At 35.0% G+C, this 16,157-nt stretch carries 13 protein-coding genes; 7 read left to right on the plus strand and 6 right to left on the minus strand.

Going from position 1 to position 16,157, the window contains the following annotated elements:
- Window positions 1–35: 35 nt before the first annotated feature.
- From MHH71_RS12905 to fdhF, 3 genes are all read right to left on the minus strand, one after another.
- Window positions 36–1,907 carry a glycerophosphoryl diester phosphodiesterase membrane domain-containing protein gene (locus MHH71_RS12905; RefSeq protein WP_033798609.1) on the minus strand — a complete coding sequence of 624 codons (1,872 nt, stop codon included), beginning with the start codon at window positions 1,905–1,907 and terminating at the stop codon, window positions 36–38.
- A gap of 203 nt (window positions 1,908–2,110) precedes the next feature.
- On the minus strand, window positions 2,111–2,593 hold the full coding sequence (locus MHH71_RS12910; RefSeq protein ID WP_003194949.1) for a DUF1641 domain-containing protein: 483 nt from the start codon (window positions 2,591–2,593) through the stop codon (window positions 2,111–2,113).
- A 12-nt stretch (window positions 2,594–2,605) separates the two neighbouring features.
- On the minus strand, window positions 2,606–5,548 hold the full coding sequence (gene fdhF / locus MHH71_RS12915) for a formate dehydrogenase subunit alpha (RefSeq protein ID WP_003194950.1): 2,943 nt from the start codon (window positions 5,546–5,548) through the stop codon (window positions 2,606–2,608).
- Window positions 5,549–6,007: 459 nt separating this feature from the next.
- Here fdhF and fdhD point away from each other — a divergent pair, with 459 nt between their 5' ends.
- Entirely contained in the window at window positions 6,008–6,817 is an 810-nt protein-coding gene (gene fdhD, locus MHH71_RS12920) for a formate dehydrogenase accessory sulfurtransferase FdhD (RefSeq protein ID WP_033798608.1), read from the plus strand.
- A gap of 319 nt (window positions 6,818–7,136) precedes the next feature.
- Window positions 7,137–7,643: a GNAT family N-acetyltransferase gene (locus MHH71_RS12925; RefSeq protein ID WP_006093482.1), complete on the plus strand. Its 507-nt coding sequence runs from the start codon at window positions 7,137–7,139 to the stop codon at window positions 7,641–7,643.
- A 420-nt stretch (window positions 7,644–8,063) separates the two neighbouring features.
- Here MHH71_RS12925 and MHH71_RS12930 read toward each other — a convergent pair whose 3' ends face one another.
- Window positions 8,064–8,186 carry a hypothetical protein gene (locus MHH71_RS12930; RefSeq protein ID WP_003194959.1) on the minus strand — a complete coding sequence of 41 codons (123 nt, stop codon included), beginning with the start codon at window positions 8,184–8,186 and terminating at the stop codon, window positions 8,064–8,066.
- A 337-nt stretch (window positions 8,187–8,523) separates the two neighbouring features.
- On the opposite strand from MHH71_RS12930, the gene MHH71_RS12935 reads away from it, so the two are divergent.
- The 3 genes from MHH71_RS12935 to MHH71_RS12945 all read left to right on the plus strand — a co-directional run bounded on the left by MHH71_RS12935 (window position 8,524) and on the right by MHH71_RS12945 (window position 11,417).
- A complete protein-coding gene (locus MHH71_RS12935; protein WP_003194961.1) occupies window positions 8,524–9,195 on the plus strand; it encodes a response regulator transcription factor in 672 nt (223 codons plus the stop codon).
- 141 nt (window positions 9,196–9,336) lie between these two features.
- The gene (locus tag MHH71_RS12940; RefSeq protein ID WP_006093481.1) at window positions 9,337–10,713 is read left to right on the plus strand and encodes a HAMP domain-containing sensor histidine kinase; all 1,377 of its coding nucleotides are present in this window, start codon (window positions 9,337–9,339) and stop codon (window positions 10,711–10,713) included.
- A 191-nt stretch (window positions 10,714–10,904) separates the two neighbouring features.
- Window positions 10,905–11,417: a GNAT family N-acetyltransferase gene (locus MHH71_RS12945; protein WP_006093480.1), complete on the plus strand. Its 513-nt coding sequence runs from the start codon at window positions 10,905–10,907 to the stop codon at window positions 11,415–11,417.
- A 40-nt stretch (window positions 11,418–11,457) separates the two neighbouring features.
- On the opposite strand, the gene pdxR is transcribed toward MHH71_RS12945, so the two are convergent.
- The gene (pdxR, locus tag MHH71_RS12950; protein ID WP_006093479.1) at window positions 11,458–12,858 is read right to left on the minus strand and encodes a MocR-like pyridoxine biosynthesis transcription factor PdxR; all 1,401 of its coding nucleotides are present in this window, start codon (window positions 12,856–12,858) and stop codon (window positions 11,458–11,460) included.
- 119 nt (window positions 12,859–12,977) lie between these two features.
- Between pdxR and MHH71_RS12955 the strand changes: the two genes are divergently transcribed.
- Both MHH71_RS12955 and MHH71_RS12960 read left to right on the plus strand, forming a co-directional pair.
- Window positions 12,978–13,904 (plus strand): DMT family transporter, encoded by a 927-nt coding sequence (locus MHH71_RS12955; RefSeq protein WP_033799603.1) that lies wholly within the window; start codon window positions 12,978–12,980, stop codon window positions 13,902–13,904.
- 119 nt (window positions 13,905–14,023) lie between these two features.
- Complete coding sequence (locus MHH71_RS12960; protein WP_033798607.1) at window positions 14,024–14,563, plus strand: DUF4871 domain-containing protein; 540 nt, start codon at window positions 14,024–14,026, stop codon at window positions 14,561–14,563.
- 324 nt (window positions 14,564–14,887) lie between these two features.
- Here MHH71_RS12960 and MHH71_RS12965 read toward each other — a convergent pair whose 3' ends face one another.
- Window positions 14,888–16,093 carry an NAD(P)-dependent malic enzyme gene (locus tag MHH71_RS12965; protein ID WP_003194973.1) on the minus strand — a complete coding sequence of 402 codons (1,206 nt, stop codon included), beginning with the start codon at window positions 16,091–16,093 and terminating at the stop codon, window positions 14,888–14,890.
- Window positions 16,094–16,157 lie beyond the last annotated feature (64 nt).

Consider the following 16,157-nt stretch of genomic DNA (forward strand, 5'->3'; position numbering starts at 1 on the left):
ATTTGTACTTATATAATAAAAATAGCTACCGATATTTAACCGGCAGCTGGATAACCTATGAATAACTTTGAAAATAAATCTTCCGTTGTTTCTGTAATCTTATCAAACACATCTGTTTCACTTTCTTCTTGCTCTTTCATTATTTTAACGGCTTCTTGTGCATCCACAGGGTAGTCTGTAACAATCCCATCGACATTAAGCTTATAATATTTTTTAAAGCTTTCCATATCATTTACAGTCCATACATAAATTGGCTTATTTAACTTTCGTGCTGCTTTTACTAAGCTTTTATTTAACATATATTCTTCTGCAACATAAAAATCTGCTTGAACGTATTTTAAATTTGCTCTACTTGCATATAAAATATATCCTACCTTTATGTTTGGATTTGCACGTTTAAATTCTTTAATGAGCGGATAATGCAATGTTTGAATGACACATTGTTTTTCAAAGTCATTTTCCTTTATTGTTTTCAATACTTTCTTTACAAAATCTTTTTCATTTCCGTGCAATTTCACTTCTATATTGAGTTTTATCTTGTTTTTCGCAAGCTTAATCATCTCATCAAGTGTACTAATTCTTCCCGTGAATCCATCTTGATGAAGAGTAAGCTTTCGAAGCTCATCCATCGTCAAATCCGATACTTGTACATTGGCATTTGCAAGACGCTTTAAGTTCAAATCATGTATCACTGCCAATTCACCATCTTTTGTTTGCAACACATCAATTTCAGCATACTCTGCTTTTGCATCAATCGCACCTTGCAAGGCCTCTTTCGTATTCTCTACTCCTTTGGAAACATATCCACGATGCGCCATAATAACGGGTTCTTTATATGAATTCGTAATAAACGTCACAATAAAAGCAACAACCACGCCCACGGTGAAAATACCAACAATATATACACCAATAAACTTCAAACGATGCTTTTTAAAAAAACATTTATCTGCTTTTGTTTTGGAATAATCTAAGCCTTCTTCTAATAAAACATCTTCAACTGGAACCTTTTGTAAATAAAGTCTTGTCAATGCCATAATATAAAACGGCGTTACAATAAAACTAAATAAATATAATGTACTCGTCAAAAATACAGATAGGGTAGATTCCGCTAATAAAGCAAATGTTCCTTTTGGATTCGTAAATTCATACACGCACCATAAAAGTAATAAGTACAGACCCATAAATAAAACGAACATAATCCCTATCGAGATAAAAAGTCCGACTAAAAAGAATAAGACTTTAAACAAACTTTCTTTTACCAACTTTGCACTCTTACGTGCAGCTGTGCGAAATGGTTTTTCTTCTAAAACAATAATAGGAAAAACAAAAATCCATCTCAAATTTAAATACGCAACTACAGCAAAAAAGGTATAATACCCTACTTGCCCCATTGTCGTTTTAAACAATTCTCCTGTAATAAAATTAGGAATTTGAATTTCAGGGATTAGTGCAGATTTATAACCGACGCTTAAAAGAGGTAACAAGATTACCGCATACAAAATAAATCCTGGTAAACAATATGTGAAAAGAGAAGGTAAATACGTTACCGTTTTATACAGAATCGGACGCAATTTTACCCTTTGTCGTTTATGTGCAAAATACGAAATAATGATAAGTACCGCAAATTCCGTAAAAATGAGAAAAAGTGCCAATATCGATAAAATGAAAATAGCTGCGATACCATATGGAGTTTTCAAAAAAGCTAGCAATTCATCGTTTGTTGCATTTGCATAGCCGCCCCAATACAACAACTTATTAAAAATCATACCGAATAACGGTATAAATACAATGGCTGCTAATAGTTTATAAACAAGCTGAAACGCCAACACATTCCAAAAAGCAAATTGTACTGTTTGAAAGGAATGTTTCATGACTCCTGGTATAGATAGTCTTTTACGGTGTAGCATAAATCCCTCCAAATTCTAACACTATATTTGAGATGGATTCCATATTTCTATTTCAAATCCATCTTTTTTATAATAATATATTCCGCTTAATATGAACACTCTTATACATCCAAAAAAGAGTGACAGGCACACCCCCATCACTCTTTCTCATTTTCACCACACTATTGACGGTCAGTAAGACCCCCACTGACTAAAATTTCACCTTATTTTTTCTCTAATCCTTGTCCAAATGCTTTTAAAAAGCTAAATCCAAAAGTAATGGCTCTGTTAATATCCGGGTCTTTTAATACTTTAAAGAAGTCCATAACCTTTGTTTTCTTACCCTTTTTTAATTCGTCTGTTGCAAATTGTAATCCTGTAACTAAACTCGATGTCACCTGTTTTGTTACTTCTGGATCAACAGAAGATAGCGCTTCTCCTGCCCCCATCATATTATTTAATGCATTTTTTACCGGTTCACGATTTAATTGCTCAACAGCAATTTTAGAAACATCTTCTTTTGCAGCAAGCAAACTAATTGCTGCATCTAATATGCCAGCTTGTTGCAACTGTGCTAACAATTGCATCGTCTCTTCTACCGCTTCACGATTCTCAGCTAATTGGGTTAGCAGTTCATCTGATAACTGTTGTTTCTTTTCTGCTTCTGTAATGACCTTTTTCTGAATCAATGTAATTTCTTTTGCCACGTTCTTCGCCCCCTAGTTCTGATCCACAAGTGATACGTACTGCTTTCTCTGCCATTTCTGCTGAATTTCAACACCATTTTGCGGATGACGCTTTTTATCTCTTGGGTTTGAAGCAGGAAGTGGACGATTTCCTTTTTCACGTAGTACACGCATTTTCACCATCGTTTGTTTATAAGCCGGTGTACACGTATATAGGTCTGTCGCTGTTCCTGTTAAAATATTAATCGCTTCTTCATTTACTGTCGCATGCATCGGTAAATATAACTCGTTTCCAGTCACACGATCTGTAATAAGTGCCTGTACTTTGATTTTCCCAAACGGTGATGTCAGTTCTACAAGGCCACCATCTTTCACATTCCGCTCAGTAGCAAGCTCAGGCGAAATCTCAACAAACACCTCAGAAATTTTGGATAGAATCCCCACTGATTTATTTGTCATATTTCCTTCATGGAAATGTTCTAACATACGACCATTATTTAATAATAAATCGTAGTCTTCTGGCGCTACAACTGGCGGCACCCATTCATCTAGTGAAAGACGGGCTTTTTTATCAGGGAAATTAAAACCATCGACATATAATAACGGTGTATCACTACCGTCATGACTTCCCCAGCATAAACTGTTCCATCCTTCTAAACGATCATATGTTGCTTGTGAATAGAGCGGCGCAAGTGATGCAATTTCATCCATAATTTCACTTGGGTTCTCATAATTCCAATCCCCACCAAGTACACGTGCTACTTTTTGTAAAATCCACCAGTCTGGTTTAGAATCACCAAGCGGTTTCATAACTTCATATAAACGTTGAATACGGCGCTCTGTATTTGTAAATGTTCCCTCTTTTTCTAAACTTGGTGCTGCTGGTAAAATAACATCCGCAAAGCGCGCTGTTTTTGATAAGAACATATCTTGAACAACAAGGAAATCAAGATTTGCTAAAATATGCTGTACATGATTTGCATTTGAATCTACTAAAGCCATTTCTTCTCCCATAACATACATACCACGCAATTTTCCTTCTTCTGCTGCAAGTAGCATCGCAATGTTATTTAGCCCTGGCTCTTTCGGAATCGTAGTTCCATATGCTTTTTCAAATTTCGCACGCATTGCATCATCCGATACCGCTTGATAACCTGGAAGCCAGTTTGGTAATGTTGCCATATCACAAGCACCTTGTACATTATTATGTCCGCGGAGTGGATATGCACCTGCACCCGGGCGACGATAGTTACCTGTTACAAGAAGTAAGTTTGAAATCGCTGCAGATGTTGTACTTCCTCCTGTATTTTGTGTAACACCCATACCCCAAAGTATACAAGTACCATCTGCTTCATATACCATACGAGCCATTTCTTTTAATGTATCTTTAGAAATACCTGTAATACTTTCCGTATAATCAAGTGTATATTTTTCTAACATCTTGCTATATTCATCAAAATTCTTCACATTTTCATCTAAGAATTTTTTATCATGCCAATCTTGATCAATAATATATTTTGTTACACCAGCAAGCCATACATAGTCAGTTCCTTGGCGCGGATGAACAAACAGATCAGCACGCTCTGCCATTTCATGTTTGCGAAGGTCCGCTACAATTAGTTTTTGTTCATGCAATTTGTGAGCACGTTTTACACGTGTTGCAAGTACTGGATGTCCCTCTGTCGGGTTTGCACCGACAACAATGACTAGTCCTGCCTCAGCAATATCTTTCACTGTCCCAGCGTCACCGCCCATACCAACAGTTTTAAATAAACCATCTGTTGCTGGCGATTGACAGTAACGAGAACAGTTATCCACATTATTTGTTCCATATATTTGACGAGCTAACTTTTGCATTAAATAGTTTTCTTCATTTGTTACTTTTGAAGAAGAGATAAAGCCAAATGCATCACTACCATGTTCCGATTTAATATGTTGCATATTGGACGCAACAACTTCTAATGCTTCTTCCCATGATGCTTCAACGAACATATCCCCTTGACGAATCAAAGGCTTCGTAATACGGTCTTCACTGTTTACAAAGTCCCATCCGAACTTTCCTTTCACACATGTAGAAATTCCGTTTACTGGTGCGTCTGATACAGGTTGTACTTTTAAAATTTGACGATCCTTCGTCCACACTTCAAACGAACAGCCTACACCGCAAAATGTACAAACTGTTTTCGTCTTATTAATCTTCGTTGCACGCATTGCAGATTCAACTTCTGAAACTGCTAAAATACTACTATATCCAGGTTCTACATCCTTTACAAAATCAATCATTGGGTCTAAAACATTTGGTTTCAATCCAGTCATGAATCCAGCTTCCCCAAGCATAGATTTTTCCATTAATGCGTTACAAGGGCAAACTGTTACACATTGTCCGCAACTAACACAAGAGGAATCGTTAATACTCACCCCATTATCCCAAATAACACGCGGACGATCTAAACTCCAATCAATCGATAATGTTTCGTTTACTTGTAAATTCTGACATACTTCTACACATTGTCCACAAGCAATACATTGATTGGGATCGTAACGATAAAATGGATGAGTCATATCCACTTCTTTTGCACTAACTTTCGGTTCATATGGATATTTCTGCTCTTCAATTCCCATCATATGTACCGTATTATGGACTTTACAGTTCCCGTTATTATTATCACATACTGTACAATACAATAAATGATTCTCTAATATTCGATCCATCGCTTCCGTTTGTGCTTCTTTTGCACGCGCTGATTGTCTTTCGATATGCATACCATTTTCTAATTTCGTTGAACAAGCACGCATTAATTTTCCATCCACTTCTACAATACATGTATCACAAGTTTGAATTGGATCAACCTCTGGTACGTGACAAATTTGTGGGTGCTCTAAATTACTTTCGTTAAATAATTGCAGTATCGTCTTTTCACCAGATGAAAGAAATTCCTTTCCATCTACGGTTACACGAACCGTTTGTTCTGCCATAGTTTCCCCTCTCCTTACAACTAACTGTACAATATAGTTTTGAATCCGTTTTCAAAACTATATTGCTATACATTTTTTGAAACGCTCTGTTGAAATCCTATCTTAGAAGTCGATTCTTGATGCTATAAGGTATAAAAAATGACACTATTCTACTACTCTATTATATCTTACATATACAATAATAACCAAATAATATATAGAAACTGAAAAATAAACATAAAACCTGTCTTTTTAGATGGGAGAAAGCATCCGGCCATGCATAGAAGCAGTCAGTTTCTTTTCCTGCCCCATGCCAAGTGAAAACAAAGAGAGAAAACAAGTAGCCGTCATCTTTTCTCTTCCTAGCAGCGACTTATATGTCGAAAAATCAAAATGGATTTATATAGATAACAGATGCTTTTATTTTTTCAATGTTTTATGATGAATAGGAAGAAAAATACATACGAAGGGGAAAATAGTATGGAGCCTGTCCAAGAAACATATAAAATGATACGTTATCAAGGAGGAGCCTTTTCCGAACGAGAAGATGAAGTTGTTACAGAATCCCCTGTAACAATTAAATTAAACGGGGAAGAATATGTAACAGTTGTATGCACTCCAAATTATATTGAAGATATGGTAATAGGTTTTTTAATTTCTGAAGGAATTATTGCTTCTTATGAGAACATTGATGAATTATGGATACAAAAAGACAAAGGGGTTGTCCATGTAAAAACATCACAAATCAATCCACTCTATCAAACGCTATATAACAAACGATATGTCACTTCTTGTTGCGGCAAAAGTAGACAAGGGTTTGTTTTTGTAAACGATGCAGCAAAAGCAAAAACTTTACATGATATACATGTAACAATTACTCCAGAAGAATGCTTTCATTTAATGAATACCTTACAGCGATCTTCCACTACGTTTCGTCAAACAGGCGGGGTCCATAATACCGCCCTGTGCGATCGAAATACCGTTCTCATATCAAGAATGGATATTGGACGACACAACGCATTAGATAAAATCTATGGCCATTGTTTACGCAATCATATCCCCATTAAAGGGAAAATTATTGTATTTAGTGGCCGAATTTCATCTGAAATTTTGCTAAAAGTTTCTAAAATCGGTTGCGAAATTGTTCTTTCTAAATCAGCTCCCACAAAATTAGCATTACAGCTCGCTCATGATTTAGGCATTACGGTAGTTGGGTTTATTCGTAATGACTCCTGTAATATTTATACTCATCCAGAACGAGTTGAAGGATATATACCAGAAACAAAATGATTCCTGCTAAAGGGATCGTTTTTTTAGTTATAAAAATGTAATATATTTATTTGTTGAATAGTTAATAAAGTTAATATATAATTTCATTACATAAAGTGAATTACTAAAAAACAAATGAAGACACCTGTCTTCCTCGCATATATCTTCTTATTCTTTTACAAATTAAGAAAGAATACGTACAGAATATGTTTATGAATACACAGTAGATGTTCTATCAATATAATCATCAGACCCTTACGGATTACAAATTTCTTCTTTAAATATTAAAGCAGATTATTTATTTTCCTATAAAGCAGGATAAACTGAGGAGGTTACAGCTATGGAAATTCGTTTATTAACAAAAGAGGATGCAAAAATTTATTTAAAAGTGTGTATGGAAGGATTAACACAAAATCCGGAAGCCTTTAGTTCCTCTTATGAAGATGTATTAAAACATGAGGATCCTATTGCTGCAATGGCAAAACGGTTAGATAACCCTAATAAATATACAATTGGTGTCTTTAAAGATAATGATTTAATTGGAATTGCTACATTAGAAACAAAGTCATTTATTAAACAAGAACATAAAGCAAAAATCGGCTCTGTTTATGTCTCTCCAAAAGCTCGTGGTCTTGGAGCTGGACGTGCATTAATAAAAGCTATTATTGAAAATGCATATAAACTACATGTTGAACAGCTCATGCTTGATGTTGTTATGGGAAATGAAGCTGCGAAAAAATTATACGAATCGCTTGGCTTCCAAACGTATGGCGTACAAGAACGTGCCTTAAAGCACAATGGACAGTATTGGGATGAAGAACATATGGTTTTATTTTTAAATGACTAATTGTATAGCATCAATTTATATAAAAAACACCTTTCGATAAAGGTGTTTTTTCTTACAACAATGTAATGTTCCCGTCATCTTATTGAATGGTTCTATTCCCTCCTCTTCGCTATACTAAAAGTACGAAATCACAACAAAAAGACATGAGAGATGAAAAAATAATAGAAGTAATAGAATGAAATCAGTAATTGGAGGAATAACAGATATGAAACAGCACAAACATCTTATTTTGTTCATTTTTGGTACAATAATCGTCACTTCAGGATTAGCAATTCTTCCTTGGTTTATTGTATAAAGCTTCTATCATTTTTTGATTCCTTCCTATACAAAAATCCCCTGTACATAGCATACAGGGGATTTTTACGTACAAATAAAAAAGCTCATTGTTTCTCAAAATGAAACAATGAGCCTTTACATCTATTATAGAATTCCGAAAAATTTATTAGCACACGTCACAATAATTAGCATAGATACGGCAATACACATCACAATAGCATTGCGCTCTTGTTTATCTTTTTGTAAACGTTCTTCTTTTTTACTCACGTGTATAGTCCCCTTTATAACAATAAAAAAAGTGTGAGATAGGAGATTTTCCTTATCCGATGCGAGGTGAATACGAAATTCCTCACTATCTCACATACACAATAGAATGGAATTGTCATTTTATAAATAAAATGACATGACGTTATGTCGCAACATAGGGTATTTTGTGTCGCTACGCTTTCTATTATAAAAAAGAGTTGTGCAAAAGTAGTGCATTTTTTATGTCAATTGCCTTAGTAGAAAAAATACACTACAATTCAATCACGTAAACAGAGTTTTTTATTATTTTCATGTAAACTATACAAAGTAGAATGAATGTTTTGAGGTGCACAAGACTATGATTAAAATCTTATTAGTAGACGATGAAGAACGCATGTTGCGATTGTTAGATTTATTTTTGAGCCCACGTGGTTATTTTTGTATGAAAGCCAATTCAGGTATAGAAGCTCTTGAACTAATTCAACAAAAGAACTTCGATATCATTTTGTTAGATGTGATGATGCCCAATATGGATGGATGGGATACATGTTATCAAATCCGTCAAATCAGCAATGTTCCAATCATAATGTTAACAGCTCGTAATCAAAACTACGATATGGTAAAAGGACTTACAATGGGAGCCGATGATTATATTACAAAACCTTTTGACGAACAAGTACTAGTTGCACGAATTGAAGCTGTACTGCGCCGAACAAAAAAGGATGGTTTTATAAGCTTCAATGGCATTGAATGGGATAAAACAAAACATACTGTTACTGTTTACAGCGAGAAAATTCCCCTTACACCTATCGAGTTTTCATTACTAGGACTGTTTTTACAAAATACAAACCGAGCTTATAGCCGTGATGATTTAATTGAAAAAATATGGGGTTATCAAACAGATATTGAATATCGTACTGTTGACTCACATATTCGCAATATCCGTGATAAATTACGAAAAAAAGACTTTCCTGTTGAAAAATACTTAGAGACTATCTATAAAGTGGGATATAAGTGGAAAAGCGAATGAAAATAATAATGCGAAACTTTTCTAAGTGGGACATGACTCACCTCACACTTAGAATTAGTTAAACAACACGTGATAAAACTTTGGTCAGTGGTGAGATTTCTTCCGCTGGCCATTAATGTGAAATAAAGGTATGGTGAAAAAATGAACAAACTTTCGCTCAAAATTGGTACATATTTCTTAATATTAGCTTTATGTATTGAAACAATTGCCTTTGTATCTTGTCATACAAGTCTGGCGAACATGCGTATCGAGGAAGAAAAATCCGCCCTTTTAGAAAAAGGAAAGCGCTATAGTAACTTTATTTCAAGACGTTATGGGCCACGAACTTTTGAACATGCTGCAGCAATGGAATCACATTCTAATTCAGATACAAAGTTAGTCATAACAGACACTAATGGGCAAATCCTTTCCTCTTCTGATCCGGTAACACAGGAAATGAAAAAGCAACTTGCCTCCAAAATAAACTGTACTTCAATAGATGGAACTTTGGTTGAGAAAAATTGGAAAACATCGAAATTTATTTCAACAGCAACGCCAATTATCATTCATAGACAAATAGCTGGGTATGTACATATGTTTTTAGATACAGCCTTCTTAGAAAAAATGATTCTTCGTTTAACACGTCAATTTATTATTATTGGTATACTAACTCTTATTTTAACAACCATTTCTGTATTTATCTTTTCTCGTGTCATTACCGATCCTCTTATTAAAATGAAACGTGCAACAGAAAAAATGTTAAAGCTGAATAAACCAATTAAATTAGGAATTAAACGCAATGATGAACTCGGTAGTTTAGCAACAACAATTGAAGAATTATCCAGTGAATTAGCCTACATGAAAAAAGAAAGAAATGAATTTCTTGCAAGTGTAGCACACGAACTGCTCACACCACTCACATATATGAAAGGTTATGCGAAAGTTGCTAAAAGAGATTCTTTATCTAAAGAAGAACGTGAAGAATACCTACAAATTATCGAAGATGAAACCGATAGTGTAACAGGACTCGTTCAAGATTTATTCGATCTTGTTCAGCTAGAACAACATCAATTTATTATAAAAAAACAAAAAGTTCCACTCTTGCCTTTTCTAGAGCGCATGATTGAGAAAACAAAAACTACACTTGCTAAAAAACAAATGAAAATTAAGTTCTACTGTGTAGATAACCTCGATGTATGTATGGATGAACGCCGAATGGAACAAGTTATGCTAAATTTATTACACAACGCCTATCAGCATTCTTATGAACAATCAATTATTACTGTACACGCATCACAAAATGAGAATACTTTTTCTATAAGTGTGCAAGATGAAGGAGAAGGTATTCCACAGGAAGATATTCCACATATTTTTGATCGTTTTTATCGAGTTGATAAATCAAGAACTCGAGCTACAGGGGGGAAAGGAATCGGTCTAGCTGTTGCAAAAGAAATTGTTGAATTACACAGCGGCTCCATTCAAGTAAAAAGTAAGTTAAGAATTGGAACTGAATTTATTATTGAATTACCAATTGAATAATATGTACGTTAAATCACCAGTAGTGTCTTTACTTCAAAACTGCTGGTGATATTATATTAATAGCCAATATTTATTCGCAAATTATTAGTAAACACATTAAAATACTACTAGTACGAGCTGACCTTTTGAAATTATTCTTATTTCAATATAAAATGTAAATACAACTGTGAAAGGTTCGGAGGGTGATACGATTGGAAATCCATGTATTAACAAAACAAGAGGCAGAAATTTACTTAGAACTTCGTGTAGAAGGATTAAAACAAAATCCAGAGGCTTTTAGTTCTTCTTATGAAGATATTATTAATAAAGAATGCCCGATTGAGTATAAAGCACAGAAATTAGCACAAGATGAAAACTATACACTAGGTGCATTTAAAGACGGTAAATTAATCGGGGTTGCAACCTTGGAAACGAAACCATACGTAAAACAAGAACATAAAGCAAAGATCGGTTCAGTATATGTATCTCCAAAAGCGCGTGGGCTTGGAGCAGGAAAATCCCTCATTAAAGAGTGTATTGAACTTGCAAAAACATTAGAAGTAGAACAAGTTATGCTTGATGTTGTTGTCGGAAACGATGGTGCAAAAAAACTTTACGAATCATTAGGATTTAAAACATTTGGTGTACAAGAGCGCTCTTTAAAATATAACGGCCAGTACTGGGATGAAGAGCATATGGTTTTATTCTTAGATGAAGAAAACTAATAAAAAAGTCCTCAAGTATGAGGATTTTTTTATTACCATTTTACATTGCAAACCACGCATTATATAACAACTGAATTGCCTCTTCAATCTCTGCCTCTGATAAAATAGCAAATCCAAGTAAAACTGTATTTTTTGAAGTAGTCCCTTCTTTATAGTACATAGAAACTGGATATACTTTTATACTATTTTCAGCTGCTCTTTTTATTAATTCTTCTTCTTCTAACATTTCATTGTGAACCTTTAATAAGATATGTAAGCCAGAATCTTCTCCGATTACTTCCACCTTATTAGAAAAGTACCTTTCTATCGCTGAGACAAGAGCATCTCTCTTTTTCCGATAAACGACTCGCATCTTATGAATATGTTTTTCCCAATATCCTTCATTTAAAAACCTTCTAATGATTTCTTGATCGATTCTTGAAACACTTTGTGTATAAAATAAATATTGTGTTTGATACAACTCAATTAGCTGTTTAGGCAGCACCATGTAGCTCATACGTAATGATGGAAGCAATGCTTTTGAAAATGTTCCCATATAAATTACATTTCCCTCTGTATCAAGCCCTTGCAATGCTGGAATCGGCTTTCCAGAGTAACGAAACTCACTATCATAATCATCTTCGATAATATAACGTCCACGCTCCCCTTGTGCCCATTGTAATAGTTGCATCCTTCTTTTAATTGGCATAATCATTCCACACGGAAATTGATGAGATGGAGAAACGAACACAACATTTGCATTACTACCTTCTAAATCTGAAATACAAATCCCATCCTCATCAAGCGAGAGCATCTGAACATTTTCTTCTCCTTTCTCAAAGGTAACCAATTTCCGGTGATATCCTGGATTTTCAACTGCAAAATGACTTCCCTTTAGCAGCTGAAACAACATTCTTATTAAAAATTGTGTTCCGGCCCCTATTACAATTTGACTTGCTGAACATCTCACACCTCTTGATTCATATAAATATTTCGCCATCTCTTCACGCAAACTCGCTTCACCTTGGGGATGGCCAAGAAAGAGTAGATCCTTATTTTCTAGTTGCCATACCTCGTTTGAAATCTTCCGATAAACCGAGAATGGAAATGCATTTACATCTACACCTGTTTGTGTAAAATCATATTTATATTTCTGTTCCCTATGCAGTACTTCCTTAACAACTTCTCTTTTTTTCACTGTATGTATCATTTGTTCAATTTCACATACAAAATACCCCTTACGTGAAACTGATTCAATATATCCTTCTGCAAGAAGCTGTTCATATGCCGATTCCACTGTATTTTTACTTACCTCTAAATGCGCCGCTAACTTTCTTTTTGCTGGGAGCTTCGTCAAAGGAGGGATTTTTCCACTTCTTATTTCTGCTTTTATATACTCGTATAACTGTACATACAGTGGGATTTTTTCCTCCATATTCAAATTTGGTGTTAATTCTAACATGAAATCTGACCCCTTTATAAAATAAATTATTGATACTTTTTATAGTACCAGAAGTTATATATAATTCCTTCTATCATGTAAATTTTAAAAAATCAATCTTAGAAAGGAGCATCATGATGATGAACAATAACAGACGACTCGGCCTCATTATGATTATTACAGGAGCTACTTTATGGGGAGTATCAGGTCCGATGATTCAGTGGCTTTTTCAACATACTAAGGTATCATCTATCGATTTTTTAGTAATTCGCCTATTGCTTGCTGGGGTCTTTATTTTATGTTTCTTACTTACCAAAAAACAAAATATATTTCGTATTTGGCAACACCCACGCCATCTTTTACAACTTATCATTTTCTCTATTCTCGGGATGCTTGGCGCACAGTATGCTTTTATCGAAACAGTGCATATTAGCAACGCTGTTACCGCTACTCTATTTCAATTTTTAGGGCCAGTTCTCATTACTATTTATGTTGCAGTGCAACATAAAAAGCTTCCTTCCATTATGCAAGTATTGGCAATTGTCTCTGCCCTGACAGGAACATACTTTATCATTACAAATGGATCCGCCCAAAATATTGTCTTATCGAAAGAAGCGATTTTATTTGGGGTGTTAACAGCAATTGGTTTTGCCTTTTACACGCTGCACCCAGCTTCCCTTATTAAACAATGGGGGACGACTCTTATTATTGGCTGGGGTATGTTAATCGGGGGTCTTGCACTATTTATTTGTAATCGCTCCTTCGAATGGAAACAACTTTCACAAACCTTTACGTTGCAAACATTCTCTATGCTAATTCTAATCATTGTAAGTGGAACACTTTCTTTCCTTCTTTACATTGGTAGTCTAAAATATTTATCAGCAACAGAGACAAGTATTTTATCTAGTATTGAACCGCTTGTAGCAGCTATTGTTTCCATCACTTGGCTAAAAGAATCTTTCGGAGCATACCAATTACTAGGCGGTGTGTGTATCGTCATTGCTGTTATTTTCTTAACAATGCCAGCAAAAGATGCAGAGCCTACATTTACAACTGAACAAATATAGTACAAAATGTCAAAAGAGGTCATACTAAACTTATGACCTCTTTTTATGAATTAAAAGGAATTGTCCTGTCTTCTAGCAAATACAATTACACTAACTATGAAAAATAGGAGTGTGGCAAGATGAAAAAAATTGGAACCGTGCTACTTTTCTCCTGTATCATCACTGCCTGTACCTCACTAGGGCAAAATTCCAAGGAACCGATAAAAGAAATAACCGAAATCTCTAAACCTCAAACTAACGCACCCACCTTTTTTCACCTTAGTGTCTTAAAGGATGTTTACTGGCAAGAAAGCCCTTCCTTTGTAGAAGGAAAGATGCCGTTAAAAGGTATTGAAGGAAAGATTGCAATTGCAGATAGTACTTTCATTGCCAATGAGAAAAATAAACAGATGTGGTTCTTCCTCGATCCACAAATGCCATCTGGTAAACTATCTATTATTGCTCTAAAACAAGGATCTACAACACCCACTCCCGTACTCTTTCCAGATGAAGCTTCTGAACAGACTTGGACTACTCCTACTCCCATTCATTCAAATACAAAAGAACTACCCCTTCTTATGTCACTGTCTTCCCCCGGATTATGGGTATTAAATGTATATATTGATGAGAAATATTATGAGCAAATTGTTATTCATGTAGAAAAGAGTGACAAAGCTTAATTTCTTCCTTACAACAATGTAATTCTTATGTCATCTACTTCGATAGTTGTATCTCCCCCTCTCTCTTATACTAAAATAAGAAATGCAACAACAAACAAGGAGAGATGAGAGATGAAAAAAGTGATGGATGTTGTAGTGGCAGTGGTAGAGGTTTTCGTAAATGGAAAGCAAGTTGCAATGGAGTTGAATAAATAATGCAGAGCGAAATATTTATTACTAATCATATAAAACAATAAGCGGGAGTAGGATTTCTTTATTGTTTTGATCTCTTATCTCACTAAAAAAGCAGCGCCCTTCTAAGAAGATGGCACTGCTTTTTTATTATTATTTTAAATAACTTGGCATTTTTGTAATTTGCGCTACTCCTGATTCAATTGCTGCTTTTGCTACTGCAGCTGCAACACTTGGGACAACTCTTTTATCTAGCGGATTCGGAATTACATAGTTTTCATTACGTTCTTCATCAGTAATGATGTTAGCGATCCCATATGCTGCAGCTAATTTCATTTCCTCTGTAACATCTGTTGCACGTACATCTAATGCCCCACGGAATATACCAGGAAATGCCAACACGTTATTTACTTGGTTTGGATAATCAGAACGCCCTGTTCCAACTACAACAGCACCAGCCTTTAGTGCATCCTCTGGGTATATTTCTGGGATTGGATTCGCCATTGCAAACACAATTGGTTTTTCACTCATTGTCTGTACAAGTTCTGTTGTTAACACATTAGGAGCAGATACACCGATAAAAATGTCAGCTTCATGAATCGCTTCTTTTAATGTTCCACGTATATATTCGCGATTTGTTTTCTTTGCAATCTCTATTTGTGCCGGATTCATCCATGATTCACCCTCACAAACAATTCCTTCTAAACTTACTAATGTAATATGCTGCGCTCCAGCTTGTAACAGTAATTTAGCAATTGCTATCCCTGCCGAACCAGCACCATTAATGACAATTTTCACTGCATCCATCTGTTTGTTTACAACTTTTAACGCATTAATAACCGCAGCTAAAACAACAATTGCTGTTCCATGTTGGTCATCATGAAACACCGGAATATTTGTTTCTTCTTTTAAGCGCTTTTCAATTTCAAAACAGCGCGGCGCTGCAATATCTTCTAAATTAATACCTGCAAATGTAGGTTCTAAGTTTTTAACAATGGTTACGATTTCATCTACATCAGTCGTTCCAAGACAAAGCGGAAATGCATCTACATTCGCAAACTTTTTAAATAAAATACTTTTTCCTTCCATAACAGGCATAGCTGCTTTCGGGCCAATATCACCTAATCCAAGTACTGCTGTTCCATCCGAAACAACTGCAACCATATTACCGCGCGCTGTATAGTCATAAGCTGTTTCTTCATCTGCAGCGATCGCTTTACAAGACTCAGCCACTCCTGGTGTATATGTCAAACTTAAATCATCTGCTGAATTTACTTCTACTTTACTTGTAATTTCAATTTTCCCTACCAATTCTTTATGAAGTAATAATGAACGTTCATTAATTTGACTTTCTAACATATAAATAAGCTCCTCCTAATTTGACAAGCTAGCTACGTTTTTACATAGCTAGCTTGTATGATAA

It is taken from the genome of Bacillus sp. FSL H8-0534 (assembly GCF_038005885.1).
Taxonomy (GTDB): Bacteria; Bacillota; Bacilli; order Bacillales; family Bacillaceae_G; genus Bacillus_A; species Bacillus_A pseudomycoides.

What these genes read in the sequence shown, in the direction of transcription:
- MHH71_RS12905 (WP_033798609.1), bottom strand. Translation starts at nt 1,907, where the DNA reads ATGCTACACCGTAAAAGACTATCTATACCAGGAGTCATGAAACATTCC.
- MHH71_RS12965 (WP_003194973.1), bottom strand. Translation starts at nt 16,093, where the DNA reads ATGTTAGAAAGTCAAATTAATGAACGTTCATTATTACTTCATAAAGAA.
- MHH71_RS12940 (WP_006093481.1), top strand. Translation starts at nt 9,337, where the DNA reads ATGAACAAACTTTCGCTCAAAATTGGTACATATTTCTTAATATTAGCT.
- MHH71_RS12925 (WP_006093482.1), top strand. Translation starts at nt 7,137, where the DNA reads ATGGAAATTCGTTTATTAACAAAAGAGGATGCAAAAATTTATTTAAAA.
- MHH71_RS12955 (WP_033799603.1), top strand. Translation starts at nt 12,978, where the DNA reads ATGAACAATAACAGACGACTCGGCCTCATTATGATTATTACAGGAGCT.
- MHH71_RS12960 (WP_033798607.1), top strand. Translation starts at nt 14,024, where the DNA reads ATGAAAAAAATTGGAACCGTGCTACTTTTCTCCTGTATCATCACTGCC.
- MHH71_RS12935 (WP_003194961.1), top strand. Translation starts at nt 8,524, where the DNA reads ATGATTAAAATCTTATTAGTAGACGATGAAGAACGCATGTTGCGATTG.
- fdhF (WP_003194950.1), bottom strand. Translation starts at nt 5,548, where the DNA reads ATGGCAGAACAAACGGTTCGTGTAACCGTAGATGGAAAGGAATTTCTT.
- fdhD (WP_033798608.1), top strand. Translation starts at nt 6,008, where the DNA reads ATGGAGCCTGTCCAAGAAACATATAAAATGATACGTTATCAAGGAGGA.
- pdxR (WP_006093479.1), bottom strand. Translation starts at nt 12,858, where the DNA reads ATGTTAGAATTAACACCAAATTTGAATATGGAGGAAAAAATCCCACTG.